The 21,066-nt window shown below is 73.7% G+C and carries 13 protein-coding genes, 2 pseudogenes and 1 riboswitch; of the genes and pseudogenes, 4 read left to right on the top strand and 11 right to left on the bottom strand.

Going from position 1 to position 21,066, the window contains the following annotated elements:
• Positions 1-61 precede the first annotated feature (61 nt).
• The 4 genes from ACIRRU_RS13310 to ACIRRU_RS13295 form a co-directional block, all read right to left on the bottom strand.
• On the bottom strand, positions 62-3,883 hold the full coding sequence (locus tag ACIRRU_RS13310) for an AAA family ATPase (protein WP_403679395.1): 3,822 nt from the start codon (positions 3,881-3,883) through the stop codon (positions 62-64).
• A gap of 266 nt (positions 3,884-4,149) precedes the next feature.
• Positions 4,150-4,572, bottom strand: coding sequence for a universal stress protein (locus ACIRRU_RS13305; protein ID WP_363202984.1), 423 nt, complete (start codon positions 4,570-4,572; stop codon positions 4,150-4,152).
• A gap of 131 nt (positions 4,573-4,703) precedes the next feature.
• On the bottom strand, positions 4,704-5,447 hold the full coding sequence (locus ACIRRU_RS13300; RefSeq protein WP_403679392.1) for an FMN reductase: 744 nt from the start codon (positions 5,445-5,447) through the stop codon (positions 4,704-4,706).
• A gap of 34 nt (positions 5,448-5,481) precedes the next feature.
• A complete protein-coding gene (locus ACIRRU_RS13295) occupies positions 5,482-6,567 on the bottom strand; it encodes an LLM class flavin-dependent oxidoreductase (protein ID WP_403679389.1) in 1,086 nt (361 codons plus the stop codon).
• Between the two features lie 560 nt (positions 6,568-7,127).
• Between ACIRRU_RS13295 and trpS the strand changes: the two genes are divergently transcribed.
• Positions 7,128-8,264 carry a tryptophan--tRNA ligase gene (trpS, locus tag ACIRRU_RS13290; protein ID WP_403679387.1) on the top strand — a complete coding sequence of 379 codons (1,137 nt, stop codon included), beginning with the start codon at positions 7,128-7,130 and terminating at the stop codon, positions 8,262-8,264.
• Positions 8,265-8,413: 149 nt separating this feature from the next.
• Here trpS and ACIRRU_RS13285 read toward each other — a convergent pair whose 3' ends face one another.
• Positions 8,414-10,420 (bottom strand): NAD-binding protein, encoded by a 2,007-nt coding sequence (locus ACIRRU_RS13285; protein WP_403679385.1) that lies wholly within the window; start codon positions 10,418-10,420, stop codon positions 8,414-8,416.
• A 740-nt stretch (positions 10,421-11,160) separates the two neighbouring features.
• Between ACIRRU_RS13285 and ACIRRU_RS13280 the strand changes: the two genes are divergently transcribed.
• Positions 11,161-12,234, top strand: a complete 1,074-nt coding sequence (locus ACIRRU_RS13280; RefSeq protein WP_403679382.1) for a PucR family transcriptional regulator — start codon at positions 11,161-11,163, stop codon at positions 12,232-12,234.
• 223 nt (positions 12,235-12,457) lie between these two features.
• Here ACIRRU_RS13280 and ACIRRU_RS13275 read toward each other — a convergent pair whose 3' ends face one another.
• The 3 genes from ACIRRU_RS13275 to ACIRRU_RS13265 all read right to left on the bottom strand — a co-directional run bounded on the left by ACIRRU_RS13275 (position 12,458) and on the right by ACIRRU_RS13265 (position 14,938).
• Complete coding sequence (locus ACIRRU_RS13275; RefSeq protein ID WP_403679379.1) at positions 12,458-12,913, bottom strand: tellurite resistance TerB family protein; 456 nt, start codon at positions 12,911-12,913, stop codon at positions 12,458-12,460.
• Positions 12,914-13,178: 265 nt separating this feature from the next.
• Positions 13,179-14,465 (bottom strand): cation:proton antiporter, encoded by a 1,287-nt coding sequence (locus ACIRRU_RS13270; RefSeq protein ID WP_403679377.1) that lies wholly within the window; start codon positions 14,463-14,465, stop codon positions 13,179-13,181.
• Positions 14,466-14,467: 2 nt separating this feature from the next.
• Positions 14,468-14,938, bottom strand: a complete 471-nt coding sequence (locus ACIRRU_RS13265) for a cation:proton antiporter regulatory subunit (RefSeq protein WP_403679374.1) — start codon at positions 14,936-14,938, stop codon at positions 14,468-14,470.
• 232 nt (positions 14,939-15,170) lie between these two features.
• On the opposite strand from ACIRRU_RS13265, the gene ACIRRU_RS13260 reads away from it, so the two are divergent.
• Together ACIRRU_RS13260 and ACIRRU_RS13255 are read left to right on the top strand one after the other, a co-directional pair.
• Positions 15,171-15,725, top strand: a complete 555-nt coding sequence (locus tag ACIRRU_RS13260; protein ID WP_363202992.1) for a hypothetical protein — start codon at positions 15,171-15,173, stop codon at positions 15,723-15,725.
• A gap of 271 nt (positions 15,726-15,996) precedes the next feature.
• Positions 15,997-16,779: pseudogene (locus ACIRRU_RS13255) on the top strand (cobalt-precorrin-6A reductase); the annotation flags it as partial.
• A gap of 113 nt (positions 16,780-16,892) precedes the next feature.
• Here ACIRRU_RS13255 and ACIRRU_RS13250 read toward each other — a convergent pair.
• From ACIRRU_RS13250 to ACIRRU_RS13240, 3 genes and pseudogenes are all read right to left on the bottom strand, one after another.
• Positions 16,893-18,554, bottom strand: a pseudogene (locus ACIRRU_RS13250) (precorrin-2 C(20)-methyltransferase); the annotation flags it as partial.
• 2 nt (positions 18,555-18,556) lie between these two features.
• Positions 18,557-19,183 (bottom strand): precorrin-8X methylmutase, encoded by a 627-nt coding sequence (locus ACIRRU_RS13245; RefSeq protein WP_403679372.1) that lies wholly within the window; start codon positions 19,181-19,183, stop codon positions 18,557-18,559.
• 182 nt (positions 19,184-19,365) lie between these two features.
• Positions 19,366-20,661 (bottom strand): cobalamin biosynthesis protein CobG, encoded by a 1,296-nt coding sequence (locus ACIRRU_RS13240; RefSeq protein ID WP_403679369.1) that lies wholly within the window; start codon positions 20,659-20,661, stop codon positions 19,366-19,368.
• Positions 20,662-20,919: 258 nt separating this feature from the next.
• Positions 20,920-21,005, top strand: a riboswitch (cobalamin riboswitch).
• Positions 21,006-21,066 lie beyond the last annotated feature (61 nt).

Raw genomic sequence — 21,066 nt, 5'->3', positions numbered from 1 at the left:
CGCCCGGCCCTCCGCCGCTGAACGTCCGGCTGGATCCGTCCGGGGGTGCGGTGCTTGCGGGTCAGAGTCGCCAGCGCGGGGTGTGGGCGGGGCGGTAGGCGCAGGTCGTTCCCGTCGTCACGGACGCCTTGAGGTGGTCCGCCAGGGCGGGGTGAAGGGCGTCCAGTTTGCGCAGGGTGTCGCGGATCCGGGCGGTGACCGTCTTGCGGGCCCGCTCGGTCTGGTCGCCCAGGCGGCGGGTGCGGCCGCCGAGACCGGCGGCGGTGCGGAGTTCGTCGAGGAGGGCTTGACGTTCCCGGTCGTACTTCTCGACGAGCCGGACGTCGTCCCGGGCCGCGGCTCGGTCTATCTCGGCGTCCAGCCGGTCCAGATGTCGCTTGTACTGGCGCTTGGCCTCCTCGTCCAGCACCGGGTCGCCGCCGAGCTGCCCGGCGGCGACGACCAGCCCTCCGCCCTCCGGCGCGAGCAGGTGGGCGGCCGGGATGTCGGCGCCGGGCTGCCCGAGGAGGCTGTGCAGGTCGCGCAGGCCCTTGGCATCCGGTACGTGCACGGTGACCCCGTCCCAACACAGCTGCCAAACCGGCCCGTTCCGGCGGAACTCGGCGGTGGGCGAGGGAGACGCCCCGACGCCGCGCCCCGGCCCGTTCTCCGGCGCTGGCCCTGACCCCGGCCCTGACTCGGGGCTTGGCCTTGGACCTGGCTCGGCATCCGGCCCCGGCGCTGAGTTCGGTGCCGGTCTCGCCTCCGGTGCGGGTGCTTGCTGTGGGGGCGGTCCTGACTCCGGTTCCTCCCCTGACGCCGAATGCGGCTCGGGGGTGGGGCCGGGGTCTCGCTCCCCGGGGTGGTCCTCGGCGGTGAAGGGGGTCCCGGCGGGGGCACCGGGATCGGCGCAGGCGTTGGACAGCATGGCGGAGTCGGACAGGGCGGAGACGTTGGACAGGATGGGGCCGATCGGGCCGAGGACAGTGGTGGGTGGGACGGGCGTCTCGGGGGTGATGGGAGCGTGAGCATCGGGGCGCCCGAGGAGGGTGGCGGCCTCGGCGGCCAGGTGGTCCAGCCCCAGTTCTTTCGCCTCCCGCACCACGGCGGTGAGGAGCCGACGTGCCTGACGGGCGTCGTCCGCACCGTTCGTGTCGGCGTGGGCGAGCAGGGTGCGGGCCAGGTGCAGGCGGGCGCGTACGGCCCAGGGGCGGGCGCCGAGCCGGTCCGCCGAGGCGGCGGCCTCGGTGAGCGCCGCCACCGCCTCGTCCCGGTCGGCGCGGGCGGCGGCGAGCATCCCGAGCCAGAGGTCCACGGGACCGCCGATGTCGCAGCCGTACAGGGAGACGACCCACTGGCCGGTGTAGGGGGTGAGTTCGTCCTCCGCGCGGGCGATGAGACGCGGGTCGCCGGTGGCCGCGGCCGTCTGGGCGAGGAGCCGCAGCCAGAGCGGCATGAACGCCCGCGGGTAGGGGGCGGCGCGCTCCTCGTGCTCCGCGACCAGCCGAAGGCCCGGCGTGGCGTCGCCCTGCTCCACCGCGGTGACCGCGTCCAGCAGCGCGGGGTGCGGGTATCCGCGGCTCGGAAGCCCGGCGAGGACCTCCTCGGCTTCGGCGAAGTGCCCCTGGATCAGGTGCAGGGCCCAGTGCAGGTGGTGTCCCATGAAGCCGAACGCCGCGTGGTCGTTGTTGTCCGGGTCGAGCGAGTCGTCGTCGAGCGCGGCGGCCGCCTCGGCGAACCGGCCCTGGAGCGAGGCGATGAGGCTGCTGTCGACGGCGACGCTCAGGGCGAAGCGGGGCAGGTCGGTGCGTTCGGCGAGCCGGACGAACGCCCGGAACTGGTCGAGGAAGGTTGGGTCGCCCAGCTCCAGCAGGGCCACCCACCGCATGGACGTCGCGTGGAGCTCCATGTCCTGGTGCTGGGTGCGGCGGCCGACGACGGTCATCTCGTCGGTCAGCCCGATCCGCTCGACCGCCGAGCCGAGACCCCAGACGGAGTCGTGGCGGGCCCAGAGCGAGAAGGCGAGGGCCTCGTCGTCCGATCCGCTCCGCGCCAGCGCCATGATGTGGATGGCCAGCTCCTGGGCGAGCCGGTCGTCGGAGACGCCGTCCTGGCCCTCCTTGCCGGTGATCCTGCGGTGCGCTTCGGCGAGGAGACCGCCCGCCGAGGCGTCACGGCCGCCCAGCGACCCGTCGCGGTAGAGGGTGATCGCCACCCGGGCCAGCAGCTCCGGTTCGTCCAGCTCCCGGGCCAGGTCGACCGCGCGGTCCAGGTGCCGCCGCGCCTCGGCCTCCTCCCCGGCGTGCCGGAGCTGCCCGGCGAGGTCCAGACAGATCAGTGCCGTGCGCCGGGGGTCGGGGCCCTCGTCGGCCGTGTCCGCGACGGTGAGGGCGCGTCGGTAGTGACTGAGGGCCTCTTCCTCGGCCAGCCGCCCCGACGCGTCCCGGGCGGCGGCCAGGAGCAGGTCGATCCGGCGGTCGCGCTCCAGCTCACCGCCCGACAGATGGGCGTGCCGGGCGAGGTCGCCGGGGTGCACCGCGGCGTCGAAACCTCCGTGGGCGTCCAGGGCCCGTACGACGTCGGCGTGGTGGCGGCGGGCCTCCTCGTCGCCCAGGGAGGCGTACAACGTCTCGCGCAGCAGGTCGTGGGCGAAGGCGTACTGCCCGGACGGGCGGGGGACGACGACACGGGCGACGACCGCCGACTCCAGCAGCCGGTCGACGTGGGCGACCGGCGCCCCGTGCACCACGGCCAGCACCTGGCGGCGGAACTCCCGGCCGAGCACCGCGGCGGCCGTCAGCAGCGAGACGACCGGGTCCGGCAGCAGGGCGAGCCGCTGCCGGACCGCTTCCCGCACGCCGGGCGGGATGGTGGAGACCGGGCTTCCGCTGTGCCAGAGCCGGGCGGTCTGCTCGACGAAGAAGGGGTTGCCGCCGGTCCGCCGGTGCACCTCGTCGATCAGCGCGGGCGCGGGCTCGCGGCCGGTCGTCACGGTCATCAGCGCGCCCACCTCCGCCCGGCCGAGGCCGGTCAGGGTGAGTGTCGTCGAGGCGCGGGAGACCAGCGGGAGGATCAGGGCCTGGAGCGGGTGACCGGGGGCGTCCACCTCGACGTCCCGGTAGGTGCCGACGAGCAGCAGCCGCTCGAACCAGGCGTGCTGGGCGGCGAATTCGAGCAGGCGCAGCGAGGCCGGGTCGGCGCTGTGCAGATCGTCGAGGACGACCACCAGCGGCCTGCTCTGGGAGATCGTGACGAGGGCGGTGGTCACCGCGTCGAACAGCCCGAACGCCTCGACGCCCTCCACGCCACCCGACCCGAGGACGGCACCCGCCCCGATGACCTCCACGGCCCCGACGCCTTCCACGGCCCCGATTCCCGCCCCCGACGCAGCAGCCGCCCCTGGCCCGGCACTCGCTCCGAGGCCGACCACCGCCCCTGACCCGGCTGCTATCCCGGCTGGCGTCCCGGCTGGCGTGGCGGGGCCGGCTCCGGTCCCCGGTCCGGGGCCCGCCCCGGGCCCCGTTGTCAGGGGTTCCGCGTTCCCGTGAGGGACAGGGGAGCCGTGTGTGCCCGCGCCCGGGTCGCCGAGGAGCACGCCGAGCCTGCCGTCCGAGGCCTCCTGGGCCGCTGCCCACTCCGCCGCCGTGGCGGACCGGCGCAGGGCGCGCAGCACCTGCACCCAGGGCCAGTAGCCCGGGGTGCTGTCGGAGTCCCAGCACGAGCCGCCGACCACCAGCGCACCGCGACGACGGGCCTCGTGCGCGGCGTCGGTGACGAGGGTGGTCTTGCCGATCCCGGCCTCGCCCGTGACGAGCACGAGACCGCCGTGGCTGTCCGTCGCCCGCGCGATCTCCGCACGGAGGACGCCTGAGGGGTGGTCGCGCCCGAACAGAGCTGGGGTCATGCCCACACGATAGGAGCCCCCACTGACAACGGCCCCCGCTTATCCGGGCGCCCACCCCTGACCTGCCGAAAGGTCCTGTCGGACACCGCTGCGGTCAGAGTCCGCCGCTGCCTTACGCCCGTCCCGTACGGACCCGTCGCCTCACGCCCGTCCCGTACGGACCCGGCGCCGCAGTCGTGTGGCCCGTACGGGCCCGGCACCTCACCCGCGTACCGTCGTCGCCTCGGTCGCCGGGCCCGGCCGGGCCGTCCGTACCGCTCGGCGTCTCAGTCGCGTACGACCGTCACCGGGCACGGTGCGTGCTGGGTGACGTGCAGGCTGACGGAACCGAGCAGGGTGGCCTTGAAACCGGTGTGGCCGCGCGCGCCCACGACGAGCAGGTCGGCGCCCTGCGCGCGGTCCAGGAGGGCCTGCGCCGGGTTGCCGATGACCACGATCTTGCTGACGGCGGCCGCGCCCTCCCCGCCGAGGGCTTCTTCCAGAGCCTCGTTCAGCGAGACCGTGGCCAGGGTCTGCGGGTCGAAGTCCTCCGGCATGCCCGGCATCATCGAGGCCCAGCTGGTCGCGGGGTACTCCCAGCTGTTCACCGCCTCCACGGTGGCGCCGGTCAGCTCGGCCTGGCGTACCGCCCAGTGCAGTGCCTTGATCGATGCGTCGGATCCGTCCACGCCCACGACGATCCTGCCCATGTCTGCCTCCAGCTCACTCCGGTGATACCGGTGGTCACACCGGTCACTTCGTCCAGGTCACTCGGCTCGGTACAGCGTCCGTCTTCACTGTAGTCAAAGCGGACAATAGGTTCGGTCGGTGCCCGGCCGACTCAGCGCGGCCGCAGCTCCGCGAGCTGTTGCTCGAAGGGGACGACCGCGTCCTCCCCGTCGTCCAGGCCCGGTGTGCGCGAGGCGCCGGAGACCGTGCGACCCAGCATCGCCGAGGCCAGTTCGCCGCCCGCGCGCCGGATGCGGGACGGCAGGCCCTCGGTGTACTCGTCGCCCCCGGAGCCCCAGTCCTCGGAGGCGGCGTAGACGGAGGTCGGTACGGTGACGGCCCGCAGGTAGGCGAAGAGCGGGCGCAGCGCGTGCTCCAGGACCAGCGAATGCCGAGCCGTGCCGCCGGTCGCGGCGATGACGACGGGCTTGCCGGTCAGTGCGGTGTTGTCGATCAGGTCGAAGAAGGACTTGAACAGACCGTTGTACGAGGCGGTGAAGACGGGTGTCACGGCGATCAGCCCGTCCGCCGCTGTCACCGCGTCGATCGCTTCCCGTAGTCGGGCCGACGGGAAACCGCTGACCAGGTGGTTCGCGATGTCCACGGCGAGGTCGCGCAGCTCGATGACCTGGACCTCGCTGATCTGGGCCTCGGAGACCTGGACCTCGGCGACCGGGTCCTCGAGGCCCTGGACCCCAGCGCTCCGGTTCCGGTCGGCCGACGGCGGGTTCTGCTCGGCCAGGAGCCGTTCGCGGGTGGCGGCGGCCAGCCGGTCGGCGAGCAGCCGGGTGGAGGACGGCTGGCTGAGCCCGGCCGAGACGGCGACGACGCGCAGGGGGGTGGTGGGGGCGGACATCGGGCCGGACCTCCTCTTGCTCGGTTACTGCTCGTTACTGCTCAGTGGTGCGGGCGGCGGTCACCGCCGGGTGGACGGGCGCGGTCTCCGGCACCCCGGCCGGCCGCAGGTTGGCGAACTCCTTGCGCAGCACGGGCACGACCTCCTCGCCGAGGATGTCGAGCTGCTCCAGGACCGTCTTCAGCGGGAGCCCCGCGTGGTCCATCAGGAACAGCTGCCGCTGGTAGTCGCCCACGGCGTCCCGGAACGTCAGCGTCCGCTCGATGACCTCCTGCGGCGACCCCACGGTCAGCGGGGTCTCGCGGCTGAAGTCCTCCAGGGACGGGCCGTGGCCGTAGACCGGGGCGTTGTCGAAGTACGGGCGGAACTCCCGTACCGCGTCCTGGGAGTTCTTCCGCATGAAGACCTGGCCGCCGAGCCCGACGATGGCCTGTTCGGCGGTGCCGTGCCCGTAGTGGGCGTAGCGCCGCCGGTAGAGGGAGACCATTTTCTTCGTGTGCTCCATGGGCCAGAAGATGTTGTTGTGGAAGAACCCGTCACCGTAGTAAGCGGCCTGTTCCGCGATCTCCGGGGAGCGGATGGAGCCGTGCCAGACGAACGGCGGGACGCCGTCCAGCGGGCGCGGGGTGGCGGTGAAGGACTGGAGCGGGGTACGGAACGTGCCCTCCCAGTCGACGACGTCCTCGCGCCACAGCCGGTGCAGCAGGGCGTAGTTCTCGATGGCCATCGGGATGCCCTGGCGGATGTCCTTGCCGAACCAGGGGTAGACCGGTCCGGTGTTGCCACGGCCCATCATCAGGTCGACGCGGCCGTCGGCGAGGTGCTGGAGGGTGGCGTAGTCCTCGGCGATCTTCACCGGGTCGTTGGTGGTGATCAGGGTGGTGGACGTGGACAGGATCAGGTTCTCGGTGCGGGCGGCGATGTAGCCGAGCGTCGTCGTCGGGGAGGACGGGACGAACGGCGGGTTGTGGTGCTCGCCGGTCGCGAAGACGTCCAGGCCGACCTCTTCGGCCTTCTGCGCGATGGTCAGGGTCGCCTTGATCCGCTCGTTCTCGGTGGGGGTGCGGCCGGTGGTCGGGTCGGTCGTGAGGTCCCCGACGGTGAAGATCCCGAACTGCATGACGTCCGCCTTCCTGCTTCCTCTTCCTGGGGCCGGGTTTCTGAACCCCGGCTGCGGAGCGGTTCCCGGCCGTGGGGCCGAACCCCGAGCCATTTGGTTGAACGTTGAACTACATCCTACAACGGGACCCTCCTCCGACCTATTCCGGACCGGCGGCCTACTCCGGACTCCGGGCCGACAGCGTGCTCCGGACCGGCGGCCTGTTCCGGACCGGCGGCCTGTTCCGTCAGTCCGGCCTGTGCCGGACCTCTGGCTTGTTCCGTCAGTCCGGCCTGTTCTGGCCCTTCACCCTGTTCCGATCCGCCTATTTCGTTCGCCCGTGCCCGCACACGTACCTACACTCGGTGCATGACCTCCGTCCCGTGCCGAAACTGGTGGCGCTCCTCCTAGGAGCGGCCGGAGTATCTGCGCGGAACCAGGGCCGTTCGATCCGGACGGCCCTTTTCGCTGCCTCCTCACGACCCTCGTCCCTGCTGACCGGCCGGGTACGGAGGCGAGGCACCGCGCCACCTCAGGGGCCGTCCTCCACGCATCCACCCACGCGAGGACAGGCACGCATCATGACCATGGCCAAGACCACGACCTCCGCAGCATCCACCCCGACGCCGAGCTCCACCCCGACGCCGAGCCCCACCCCTGCCCCGAGCCACACCACCCCGAACTCGGTCCCCGCCGAGCGCCGCAGCGCCGAGCTGGAGCGGCGACTGGCCCAGGACCCCTCCCGCTTCCGGGTCCTCACCGGGGACCGCCCCACCGGCCCCCTCCACCTAGGGCACTACTTCGGCACCCTGCGCAACCGGGTCCGCCTTCAGGAACTCGGCGCGGACATCCTGATCCTCATCCCCGACTACCAGGTCCTGACCGACCGGGACACCGCCGAGCGGCTGGGGGAGTACACCGACGGGCTGCTCCTGGACCACCTCGCGCTCGGCATCGACCCGGCCCGGTCCACGGTCTTCAACCACAGCGCCGTCCCCGCCCTCAACCAGCTCCTGCTGCCTTTCCTCAGCCTCGTCTCCGTCGCGGAACTGGGCCGCAACCCCACAGTCAAGGACGAGATCGCGCACTCCCGGCAGTCGGCGGTGAGCGGGCTGATGCTCACCTCCCCGGTCCACCAGGCCGCCGACATCCTGTCCTGCAAGGGCGACGTGGTCCCGGTCGGCCTGGACCAGCTGCCCCACCTCGAACTCACCCGAACGATCGCCCGCCGCTTCAACGAGCGGTACGGGAACCTCTTCCCGGAACCCGACGCCCTGCTCTCCGCCGCGCCGCTCCTCCTCGGCACCGACGGCACCAAGATGAGCAAGAGCCGCGCCAACTCCATCCCCCTCGGTGCCACCGCCGACGAGACGGCCCGCCTCATCAGGGGCGCGACCACGGACGCAGACCGGCGCATCACCTACGACCCGGACAACCGGCCCGGCGTCTCCTCGCTCGTCCTGCTGGCCGCGCTCTGCCTGGAGCGGGACCCGCACGCGGTCGCGGCGGAGATCGGCGACAGCGGGGCGGCCGCCCTCAAGCGCACGGTGACCGACGCGGTCAACGGCCACCTCGCCCCCTTCCGGGCCCGGCGGGCGGAGTACGCGAAGGATCTGACGTACGTGCGGTCCGTCCTGCGGGCGGGCAACGAGCGGGCTTCCGCGATCGCGGAGGCGACGCTGGACGAGGTACGGGAAGCCATGGGCACGTTCCGGTAGGTGCTCCCGCCGGGCTGCTGCCCCGGGGCTCCCCCCTTCCCTAGGTTTCGCCCCCCGGGGCATGGCCCGCCCCGGGCTTCGGTCCTCCTCCCGGATTTTTGCCCCCCCGGGACATAGTTCCCCCCGGCTCGGGTCACCCGAGCCGGGGGTTACCGCCGACCCGGCGCCGGTTGCCGTCGCAGCAGTTCCGCCAGGCCCCGGCGGGTGGCCGCGATCACGACCCGGTCCTGGGCGCGGAGCACGTATCCGGGAGGCGGCTCCCACACCAGGCCGGGGGCGGGTGCCGACGCGTCGCCGGCCGGGGTGTACGGGGGGAGCGCGGTGAGGTCCGGGTTGCGGTCGGCGGGCGGGGTCGCGTCGATGGCCAGGATCCGCCAGGCGCCCGCCCGGAACGCCTCCTCGACCGTGTGGTCCTCCAACTGCGGGTGCCCCGCCACCTCCAGGGCCGCGAAGAGCATGACCTTGCGTTCGACCGGGACCGCGCCCAGGATCTGACGGCCCATCATGGCCACCGCGAACGACGGCGCGGCCAGGTGGGAGACGGAGCGGGAGCGGGTCAGGGCCTGCGGGTGCGCGGTGCGCAGGGTGCGGTAGACGGCGGTGGCGAACTCGTCGTCGTACAGCCGCAAGGCGACCCGCAGGTCCGGCTTCACCGACCGGGCGTAGAGCGCCGCCTCCAGGTTCGTCGTGTCGATGCTGGTGAGCGCGAGGAGGGCGTGCGCCCGGCGGATCTTGGCCGCTTCCAGGACGCCTTCCTGGGTGACGTCGCCGATGACCGTCGGGACGTGCATGGAGCGGGCCAGCGGGATGCCCCGCGCGTCGGGGTCCTCCTCCACCACGACCACCGGTATGTCCAGTTCGCGGAGGCGTACGAGGACCCGCGTACCGATCTTGCCCAGTCCCAGCAGCACCACGTGACCCGACAGGCCGCGCGGCGGGCGGCGCAGCGAGGACGCGGTGCGCAGGGTGCCGAAGGCCTCCAGGACGGCGGCGATCAGCAGCGGGAGCAGCAGGATGCCCGCGACCCCGGAGAAGATCTGGATGACCTTCCGGGCCGTCGTACCGTCCTCCGACGGGTCGTTCATGCTCAGCAGGTCGAGCAGGATGAGATAGGCGGAGCGCGGCAGGCTGTCCTCCGTGGTGAGGACCGAGACGATCACCAGGGCGACCGCGGCCAGCGCGAACCCCAGGGCCGACCAGCGCAGCCTGCGCGAGAAGACCTGGGCGAGCGGGGCGCCCCGGCCGCCCATCCGGGTCGCGGGGCGGTCCGGATCGGCCCGGCTGATCGTTTCCAGGACGACGGTGCCCCGTCCGGTGGCGGCGGCCACGGCGCTCGCGTCGGGCAGCAGCCGGGGCCCGTCGTCCCCGCTGCTGTCGGAACCCTCCGCTCCCGCCGGGTCGTTGGCGGTGGCGGACAGCAGGGCGAGCGTGCACAGCCCCGGGTCGGCGGTCCGCCCGGGGCGGGGCGGGGGACGCTCGGCGGCGCGCAGCAGCAGGCCCTCGGCCTGGATGACCTTGCTGCTACCGGTGAGGGCGGTGGCGGCGAGCGCGGGGGCGGCGGTGTCGGCGTCGGAGAGGACGGTGGTGGACGCGTCGAGTAACGCCGGGTCGATACCGGGCATGGCGACGGCCGCCGCCTGGTCGAGCAGCTCCTCCAGATGCTGCCCGAGCTTGCGGTTGTAGAGCCGGATCACCAGGCGCAGCCGGGGGTTGAGGCGGCGGGCGGTCAGCGCGGCGCGGATGTTGCGCTCGTCGTCGTCGTAGACGAGCGCGAGCGCCGCCGCCCGGTCGACGCCCGCCTCCTCCAGCACGTCGTCGGACGGCTCGGGGGCCTCCATGATGCGCACGGCCTCCACCCCGGCGTTGGTGTCACCGGTGCCGCCCCCCGGGCCGTCGCCCCCGGCCCCGGTGGCCGTGCGGTTCATCGCCGCCGACATCCGGCCGAACAGGGCCGCCGCGCGCCCCCGTTGGGTCAGCGGCGTCTCGGGGTGGTTGGCGTCCCGGCCGGGCGGCAGGAGCAGGGTGACCCGCTCCCCGTAGACGTACCGCAGCTCCACCGCGAGCCGTCGGGCCAGCGCGTCGTCACCGCAGACGATCATGTGGCCGGAGGCGGGCGGACGCCCCGGCTGCGGGGGAGGGGGGACGAAGCCCAGCATGCCGTGGCCCTTCCGACGAGATGTTCCCCGATCCTGCGACCGGTCCGGTCTTCTCCTGCACCCGGTCCGGTCTTCTCCTGCTTCTCCTGAGACCGGCCCGGTCTTCTCCTGCGAGCGGCCCGGCTCTTCTCCTGCGAGCGGCCCGGCTTTGCCGATCAGCCTTCTCAGTCTTCCTGATCGGTGTGAAGTGTTGGTGATCCGCGCATGATGATGCGGCGGGGCCGACCGGTCGTTCGCCGGGCCGCGGCGGCTACCGGGCCCCGCGTACGGCGGTGAGGGGGATCGGGCCCCGCGGGGCGGTCGGTCGGCTTCAGTGGACGGGTCTGCGCGACCGGAGCCGGGCATCCGCGCGTCCCCGGCTCGTGCGTCCGCGTCCCGTGCCCGCGGCGACGGCGCCGAGTCGTCCCGTGCCGGGCGCGAGGGCGGGGCGGAGGTGCGGGGCCCGGTGCTACGGCGCTGCCGGAACATGCCGCAGCGACCGGGTCGTTCCCCTCAGGTTCCCCCGTCGAATCCCCCGTGGATTGTCCGAGGGGGGCTCCTGTGTTCCCCCGTTTCCCCCGTGCTCCCCCGTGTGTTTCCCCCGTGCTCCCCCGTGGTGTTGCTGACCTGATCCTGTCATTCGGACGCCCCCGTCGCATTGCCGGATTCCGGCAATCTTTATGCTTTCCTGATGCCGGGCACCGGCACCGCCCCGCGAGCGTGGGGAAATGACCGGACTGTTGCACGGCTGAAGGAGAGGCGTGGCCGAGCCGAGGATTCCCGAGGAGATGTTGGGTGACTATGCCTATATTCTGGGCGAAGTCGCCACCACCGGGCGTCGGTTGACGCGCGCGGAGCTGGAGAGGCGCCGGGCGCTGGGCCGGGAGGCGGCGGAAGCGGGCCATCAGCTGAGGGCGCTGGTGACGATGCACCTGGCGCAGACGCGTAGCGCCTGGCCGGCCGCCGCTGCCGGAAACTCCCCCGCCGTGACGGACGCCGTGCTGGCGGCGGTGGAGCAGGCGGTCGACGCGTTCGCCGAGGGCTTCGAGCGCGCGCAGCGGCTGACGGTGCGCCGGGAGGAGGCGGCACGCCGGGAGTTCATCGACGATCTGCTGTACGGGCGGAGCGACTTGGTCCGGCTCGCGGAGCGGGCCACCCGCTTCGGCCTGCGGCTCTCCCGGGCGCACGCGGTGGCGGTGGCGTCGGGTCCGGAGGCGTACACGGAGACGGACGCGGTGCCGCGCAGTGTGGAGGCGGCGCTGCTGGCGCGGTTCAGCGGCCGCAAGATCCTGCTGACGACGAAGGACGGCCGGATCGTCTGCATCGCGCCGGGCGGCCAGCCCGACGTCCTGCGCTTCTTCGCCAAGCAGTCGCACGCGGCGACGGACGGTGGCCGGGTCGCGATCGGCCGCCCGCACAAGGGGCCGGGCGGGGTGGTCCACTCGTACGACGAGGCGCTCGAAGCGCTGGACCTGGCGGACCGGCTGGGGATGGGGGACCCCGTGCTGTACGCCTCGGACCTGCTGGTCTACCCGGTGCTGACCCGGGACCGGCAGGCGATGGCCGATCTGGTGCGCAGCGAGCTGGGCCCGCTCCAGAAGGCGAGGGGCGGGGCGGAGCCGCTGCTGAACACCCTGGCGGTCTACTTCGACGCGGGCTGTGTGGCCGCCGAGACTGCCCGCCGACTCGCGCTGAGCGTAAGGGCGTTGACGTACCGGCTGGAGCGCATCCACCAGCTCACCGGCTCCGATCCGGCGGACCCGATGCACCGCTACAGCCTCCAGACGGCGGTGATCGGCGCGCGGCTGCTGGACTGGCCGGCGAAGGAGCTGTGACCCGTTCCGGCCGCCCTCGACCGGTCCGAGCTGTGACCCACTCCCGCCGCCCTCGACCGGCCCGAGCTGTGACCCGCTCCCCGGCCGCCTTCGACCGGCCCCGGTCCCGCGCCTCCTCCTTAGGAACGCGGCCGGATACGGGGCCGGGAACGAGAAAGAGGAGCGGGGAGAGAGACGCGGAGCGGAAAAGGCCGGAAAGTGACTGGCTCTCGTGGGCGTTCGCTCAGAGGTCGAACTCGTGCGGCGGCAGGTCGAGCGCGAAGCACGCCTCCCGCACCACGGCCCGCTCCGTGGCGTCGAAGTCGCCGTCGGCGCCGCCGATGACGATCCCGATCTGGATGACGGCACGCGCCTCGGCGGGCTTCTTCTTCGCCTTGGCGATGTCCTGGAGGATGCTGACCTTGCCGAAGTCGAAGTCGGCGGTGAGCTTGTCGACGTACTCGTTGAACCGCCGCTGGAGGTCGTCCGCGGGGAAGTTCTGAAGGACGTCGTTGCTCATGATGAGCCCGGCGACGCGCTGGCGCTCGGCCGGGTCGACGGAGCCGTCGGCGGCGGCGACCAGGGCGCACATGGCCATGCTCGCGTCCCGGAAGGACCCCGACTTCAGCTCGTTCTTCTTCGCCTCCAGCTGCGTCTGCATCGACGACGCGGATTCCTTGATGCGATCCCAAAGAGCCATGACATCTCCCTACGTTGCGGTGCAATGCCGAAATAAAGGCAACTCTACAGACGTGTAGAAGTTAGCAGCCGGGGTCTCCCGCCGACGGCCGAACCGGTGGCCCGTACGCGCCGAGCGAAAGGTTCCGGACACGGCGACGGCCGGTCGGAGCCGCCCCGCAAAGGCGATCCGGCCGACCGGCCGTGGATCCCGCTGTGGGATCCCGCGGTGGTTCCCGCTGTGATTCCCGCCCTGGTTCCTGTCGTGACGTGGGGGGCGCAGGGAGCTACTCCCGCTTTTCGCCCGCCGGTTCCGGCGTGAGGTCGTCGTGCGCGCCCAGCCGCCGCTCGGGCGCGGCCTTCGCGACGGGCTCCTTCGCGACGGGTTCCTTCGCCGGGTCGCCCGCGTCCTTTCCGCCGCCGCGCCGGGCCTCGATCCCCGCCGCGAGCGGCTGGGTCCAACGGGCGGTGAGCGGACCGAGGATGACGAGGATCAGGACGTACGCGGTGGCGATGGGACCGATGCGCGGCTCGGTGGCGACGGCGAGCCCGGCGATGACGATGGAGAACTCACCGCGCGCCACGAGGGTGCCGCCCGCCCGCCAGCGCCCGCGCGGACCGACTCCGGCGCGGCGGGCCGCGTAGTAACCCGTGGCGATCTTGGTGAGGGTGGTGACGACGGCGAGCAGGGCCGCGGGCAGCAGCACCGGCGGGATGTCCGCCGGGTCGGTGGAGAGCCCGAAGAAGACGAAGAACACCGCGGCGAACAGGTCGCGCAGCGGGGTCAGCAACTTGCGCGCGCCCTCGGCGACTTCACCGGAGAGCGCGATGCCGACGAGGAACGCGCCGACGGCGGCGGAGACCTGGAGCTGCTGGGCGATCCCCGCGACCAGGACGGTGAGGCCGAGGACGACCAGGAGCAGCATCTCCGGGTTGTCGGAGGAGACCGCGCGGCTGATCAGCCGGCCGTGGCGCAGCGCCAGATAGAGGACGACACCCACGGCCCCGAGCGCGATCACCAGGGCGAGGCTGGCGCCGGCCAGGCTGACCCCGGCGAGCATGGCGGTGAGCAGCGGCAGGTAGACCGCCATCGCCAGGTCCTCCATGACGAGGACGCCGAGGATGACCGGGGTCTCCCGGTTGCCGAGCCTGCCCAGGTCGGTCATGACCTTCGCGATCACGCCGGACGAGGAGATCCAGGTGACGCCCGCGAGCGCGACGGCCCCGACGGGACCCCAGCCGAGCAGGAGCGCGGCGACGGCCCCGGGCGTCGCGTTGAGGACGAAGTCCACGGCCCCGGAGGGGTATTGGGTCTTCAGGCTGGTGACCAGCTCGGAGGCGCTGTATTCGAGCCCCAGCAGGAGGAGCAGCAGGATGACGCCGATCTCGGCGCCGACCATGGTGAACTCCTCGCTGGCGTCGAGCGGGATCAGCCCGCCGTGCCCGAACGCCAGCCCGGCGAGGAGGTACAGCGGGATCGGGGAGAGCCCGATCCGCCCGGCGAACCGTCCGAGGAGTCCGAGCCCGAGGATGACGGCTCCCAGCTCCACCAGCAACGCGGTCGTGTCATGCACGGTCAGCCCTCCGCGATGATCTCGGAGAGCGCGTCGACGCCCTCACGCGTACCCACGGCGACGAGCGTGTCCCCGATGGCCAGCCGGAAGTCCGGTTCCGGCGACGGGTGTGCGCTGTGCGTGCGCAGCACCGCGACGATGGACGCCCCGGTCCGGGTCCGCGCGCGCGTCTCCCCGAGCTGCCGCCCGCCGTACGGAGACCGGGAACCGAGCGGGATGTGCTCGGTGACGAGGTCGATGCCCTCGGTCCGTACGGCGTCGATGGGCGCCGGGTCGATGAGGTGCGCGAGCGCGGTGGCCTCGGCCGTCGTCAGGGGGACGGAGAGCCGGCACGCGTCGGGGTCGTCCTGTTCGTAGAACCCGATGAACCGGCGGCCGTCGTGGTGGACGACGACGGAGATGTGCTGACCCGTCTCGGTCGTGAAGTCGTACTGGGCACCCACTCCGGGCAGGGACGTGCGGCGGGTTCCCATGGCTTCCTCCCGAGACGTGCGGTGGTGGGCCGTACGTGATGATCTCTTTGTCCGGCCCACACCCTATCGGGCGGCCGAAAGGCGTCCTGGGGACCCGGAAACCGTTGCCTGAATGGTCACTTCACCACCCTTTCGCGTCGCGAAGAGGCCAACCCGCCCCCTTCCGGTCCGGGCCCCCCTACTGTGCGCACCAGCCGTGCTGACCCGTCGCGGCCACCCGAGGAGGAATGCTGTGCTGTCGCCCTACGGTCCTCAGAACGCTCCCGCCGGTGACGTGGGTGCGGCGTTGCTGCTGATCGACTCCCGGCTCAAGACCGTCCACGACGGCAAGGACCGGACCGATCCCGAACAGCGGGAGCTGGTACGCCAGTTCACCGCCTCGTTGAGCCGTGAAGGGGTCCTGGACCTGCTGGACGGCGCGTGCACGCTCATCTACATGTATATGACGTGGCTGCGGCAGGCCCACGAGGAGCACGACAAGGACGTCATCGAGTACGTGGTCCCCAGCCTCGTCACCACGATGCGGCAGATGACCATGAGCGTCAGGCCCGAGGCGATCCCGACCATGGCGGGCATGGTCATCGCGGCGGGCACCGGCCTGAGCCCCACGCTGTGGCGCAAGCAGTACGGGGACTGGACCGAGGCGGAGCTGACCCCGCTGGAGGCGACGGCCTTCCTGCTCGCCGAGCACATCAACCGCATCGCCGACGACCCCGACTTCTCCACCCGCATGATCACGGAAGCCCTGACCAGGGCGGAGACGGAGAGGGAGGCGGAGGAGGGCTGAGCGGCGCCGTCGCCCCGTCCGGTCCGGTGTGCTTGAGTCCCGTCCGGTCTGGTGTGCTTGAGTGGGGTGACCCGGAAGTCCCCGGTCTCCGGTCCCGGGTCAGGTCCAGGTCCTTCCCGGGTCAGGTCCTTCCCGGGTCCCGGTCCGTCTCGGTCCCGGTCCGTCCCGGGTTCAGGTCCGTCCCGGTCCCGGTCCCGGTGCTCCGCGCCTCGCTGTTCGGCGCCGGAGCGGTCCCGGGGGCCTCCCGCGCTCATGAGAAGAGTCCGTTCCGATGCCTGTGCACGGCCCTGCCCCGGGGAGCAGGACGCATGTCCTGGTGCTGGGGGGTACGACCGAGGCGCGCCGACTGGCCGAGAGCCTTGCCGGTGACCGGGGCGTCCGGGTCACCACCTCGCTCGCCGGACGCGTCTCCGCCCCACGGCTGCCCCCCGGTGACGTGCGCGTCGGCGGGTTCGGGGGACCCGACGGGCTCGCCGCCTGGCTCCGCGAACACCGGGTCGACGCGCTCGTCGACGCCACCCACCCCTTCGCCGCGACGATGAGCCGGAACGCGGCCGGGGCCGCCGCGTCGGCCCGGGTCCCGCTGCTGGCCGTGCGCCGGCCGGGCTGGACGGCCCGGGACGGCGACCGCTGGCACTCCGTCGCCTCGCTGACCGAGGCCGCCGCCCTGCTGCCGTCGCTCGGCGAACGGGTCTTCCTCACCACCGGACGGACGGGGCTCGGCGCCTTCGCGGGGGCGGACCTCGACGCGCTGTGGTTCCTCGTCCGGTCCGTCGACGCCCCCGAGCCGCCGCACCCCCGCCGGATGCGGGTCCTGCTCGACCGGGGGCCGTTCGGCCTCGCGGGGGAGCGGGAGCTCGTCCGGCGTCACCGCGTCGACGTCCTCGTCACCAAGGACAGCGGCGGCGACGCCACCGCCCCCAAACTCGCCGCCGCCCGCGAGGCCGGGATCCCCGTCGTCGTCGTGCGGCGGCCACCGGTACCGGAAGGAGTGCCGGTGGCCGGCACGCCCGACGAGGCGGTGGCGTGGGTGCGGCGGCTCTACGCGGAAGGCCCGGGGGACGCGGCCGCGTCCGGAGCCTCCGGGGACGCGGCCGCTCCGGACGTCTCCGGGCAGCGGGCGGACACTCCCGGCGTCTCCGGGCAGCGGGCGGACGCGTCCGACGGCTCCGGGTAGCGGCGCGGCGTCCATACGATGCCCCGGTCGTCCCCGTCACCGCCCCGCCGCACCCAGCGGGTCTGCGACGAGCCCACGATCAGCAGCGTCCGCATGTCCACCTCCGCCGGGTCGAGATCCGCCAGCCGCACCGTACGGACGGACTCCGCGGGACCGCCGACGTCCCGCCCCAGCACCACCGGGGTGTCCGGGGAGCGGTACTCCAGGAGCAGGTCGCGGGCCCGGCCGACCTGCCACGTACGGGACTTCGAGCCCGGGTTGTACAGGGCGAGCACCAGGTCGGCCGAGGCCGCCGCGCGCAGACGTTCCGCGATGACCTCCCACGGCTTGAGCCGGTCCGAGAGCGAGATCGTCGCGTAGTCGTGGCCGAGCGGCGCGCCTGCGCGGGCGGCGGCGGCGTTCGCCGCGGTGACGCCGGGCAGGACCCGGACCGGGATGTCCGCGTGGGCGTCCTGCGACGCCGCCTCCAGCACCGCCGTCGCCATCGCGAAGACCCCCGGGTCGCCGCCCGAGACCACCGCGACCCGGTGGCCCCGCCGGGCCAGGTCGAGCGCGAACTCCGCCCGCTCCGACTCCACCTTGTTGTCCGAGCCGTGCCGCGCCTGCCCGGGACGGACCGGCACCCGGTCCAGGTACGTCGTGTAGCCGACCAGGTCGTCGGCGGCGGCCAGCGCGCCCCGCGTCTCCGGCGTCAGCCACAGCGGGCCCGCCGGACCGGTGCCCACGACCACCACCTCGCCCGCGGAAGCCCCTGCGGAAACCTCCGTGGACGCCCCCGCGGAAGCCTCCGTAGAGGCCCCCGCGGAAGCCTCCCGGGACGTCCCCGCGGGCCTCGGTGCGTCGACCCGGCTGGGCAGCACCGCCACCGAGAAGTACGGGACGGACGCCGGGTCGATCGCGGCCAGTTCGCCGGTACGCTCCCCCGCCATGGTGGCCCGCTCCACGTACCGCGCCTTATCCAGCCGGCCCGACGCCTCGAACGCCCCGCGCACCGCCGGGAACGTCCGGCCCAGCTTCATCACCACCGCGGTGTCGGTGGCGGCGAGGCGGGCCGTCAGCTCCTCCTCGGGGAGCGTGCCGGGCAGGATCGTCAGGATCTCCTCGCCCTCGACGAGCGGGGTGCCGAGCCGGGCCGCGGCCGCGCTGACGGACGTGACGCCGGGGACGACCTCGGTCGCGTACCGGTCGGCGAGCCGCTTGTGCATGTGCATGTACGAGCCGTAGAACATCGGGTCGCCCTCGGCGAGGACCGCCACCGTCCGGCCCGCGTCGAGATGCGCGGCGAGGCGGGCCGCGGCCTTCTCGTAGAACTCCTCCAGCGCGCCCCGGTAGCCGCCCGGGTGGTCCGTGGTCTCCGTCGTGACCGGGTAGACCAGGGCCTCCTCGATGTGGTCGGGCCGCAGGTGGGCCGCCGCGATGGACCGGGCGATGGACCGGCCGTGCCGGGCGCTGTGGTACGCGATCACCTCGGCCTCGCCGATGGCTTGGACGGCCCGCAGGGTCATCAGGCCCGGGTCGCCGGGGCCGAGGCCGACGCCGTAGAGGCGGCCGGTGCCGCCGCCGGAGTCGTGGAGAGGGCCGCCCCCGGAGTGGGGGAGGGAGCCGTCGCCGCCGGAGTCGTGGAGGGGGCCGTCGCCGCCGGACTCGCTCATCACTACTCCTCCTCGCTGGCGATGGCGTTGAGCGCCGCCGCCGCTATCGCGCTGCCGCCGCGCCTGCCCCGGACGATCAGGTGCTCCAGGCCCGAGGCGTGCGCGGCCAGGGCCTCCTTGGACTCCACCGCGCCGACGAAGCCGACCGGGACGCCGATGACGGCGGCGGGGCGCGGGGCCCCCTCCTCGACCATCTCCAGCAGCCGGAACAGCGCGGTCGGCGCGTTGCCGACCGCGACCACCGCCCCCTCCATCCGGTCCCGCCACAGCTCCAGGGCGGCCGCGCTGCGGGTCGTCCCCAGCTTCGCGGCCAGGGCGGGCACGGCCGGGTCGGACAGCGTGCACACCACGTCGTTGTCCGCGGGCAGCCGCCTGCGGGTGACGCCGCTGGCCACCATCTGCACATCGCACAGGATCGGTGCGCCGGAGCGCAGCGCGGCGCGGGCGTCGGCCACGGCGTTCGGGGAGAAGGCCAGGTCGCGTACCAGGTCGACCATGCCGCAGGCGTGGATCATCCGGACGGCCACCTGGCTGACGTCGGCGGGCAGCCCGGCCAGATCCGCCTCCGCGCGGATGGTGGCGAAGGACTGGCGGTAGATCGCCGGTCCGTCCTTCTCGTACTGGTGCACAGCGCTGTCGCTTTCTTCGGCTGATGGTTCACAGGGGCCGGTTCACGGGGACCGGATCACGCGGACTGGATCACATGGGCCGGTCCACGCGGACTGGATCACATGGGCCGGTCCACGCGGGCCGGTTCACGCTGGCCGGATCACACGGTCCGATTCACGCGGGCCGGTTCACACGGGCCGGTTCACCGGGACGGGGACCGCGAGCGGGCCGCGGCGACCGCCGCCGCCAGGGCCGCCGGATCGTCCCGGACCGTCTCCGGGGGGTCCCGCCGCTCTCCCCGCACGTGCGAGACGCGGTGCCCGTCGGGGGTGGCGACCACGTCGATCCACTCCCCTTGGGGGTGGCCGCAGCGGCGTTCGCACCCGGACCAGTACACAGGGAGCCGCCCGACCGGTCCGACGGCGGCCCCCGCCTCGGCCCGCACGTCGGAGGAGGACTTCGCGCAGCCGGGGTGGCCGATGCACGCGCCGACACCGGTCCACGGGGAGTCGGGGGCGGTGATCAGTCCGGCCGCCGCGAGGGCGCCGAGCGCCTCGGCCGCGTCGTCCGGCCCCCCGAACGGGCCCGGGACGACGACCCCGCGCCACGGGGTGAGCCGCAGTTCGCCCCCGTGGCGGCGGGCCGTCCCGGTGAGCAGCCGCCACTGGGCGGGGGTGAGCCGCCCCAGGGGGACGCCGACGCTGATCGCGTTCGACGAGCCGTGCCGTCCCGGGGCGGGGGGCGTCGCCGTGCGGGGGCGGGGGCGGCGCACCGCCGGGCCGGCCGTCGCGCCCACGGTCCGGACCAGCGCGGCCCGTACGCCATCGGGCAGGTCCCGTACCCGCCACGCGCCGGAGCCCGGGGCGGCGCGCAGGAACGCTTCGGCGGCCCGGAGCGCGGTGCGCGGGCCCTCGTCGGCGGACGGCAGCCGGAACACCTCGTCCTCGGCCCCGATCCGCAGGAGGCAGCCGTCGTCCGCCGCGATCAGGGTGACGTCCGCGCCCAGCGCGTCCACGTCCCCGCGCCCGTCGTCGAGGGCGAAGAGGAAGCGGCCGGAGAGCGCGGCCGCGGCGGGCGAACCGCACAGCAGCCGGTCCAGCCCGGTCAGCCAGGCCCGGAGCGGGGGTGGACCGTCCAGCCCGGCGAGCGGCGAGGCCACGACGTTGCGGGCCCGTTCGTGTGCGGCGGAGGGCAGCAGCCCGGCGGCCGTGAGGAGCTCCGCGAGTTCGCCGCCGCACTCCGCGCCGAGGCCGCGCAGCTGGACGTTGCCCCGCGAGGTGAGATGCAGCTCACCGTCCCCCAACCGGTCCGCCGCTGCCAGCAGGGCGTCCGCCTGAGCCGCGGTCAGCACGCCCCCGGGTATCCGTACGCGGGCCAGCGCCCCGTCGTCGGCCCGGTGCAGCCGCAGTGTCCCCGGGCAGGCGTCGCCTCCGGCGCGTGGCGGGGCGCTGCCCGCGGAAACGGGCGAGGGGGCGGAATCGGGCATGGCGGCGAGCATACCGACCGGGCCGGGCCCGGTGGCGGGCCCGCGGCTGTGACCTGCGGGACAGCGCGGGCCCGGCCGGACCGGAGCGCGCACCTCCCGCCCGCCCCGGGGAGGCGCGCGCCTCCCCGCGAGGGACCCGCGTACGCCCCGCCCCGAGAGCGATCCGAGGGTGATCATCGCCGCACCCCCGCCCCCTGCCCCGTCCTCTCTCCGCCGCTTAGGATGCTGGCGGTGGTCCGTTCAGGCCGCCATCGCCAGACGGCGACAGGGGAGGAAGCCCGGTGCGATTCCGGCGCGGTCCCGCCACTGTGAGTCCGGCCGCCGCCGCCACCGGCTGCCGGGCGAGTCAGGAACTCCCTTCTCCGCGTGCCCGGGTCGGTTACCGGCCACCGGGGAGACCCTCCGACACCGCCCGGG

This window comes from Streptomyces sp. NPDC101181, from assembly GCF_044767975.1.
Lineage (GTDB): Bacteria > Actinomycetota > Actinomycetes > Streptomycetales > Streptomycetaceae > Streptomyces.
This window is presented reverse-complemented; position numbering and strand designations above follow the sequence as displayed.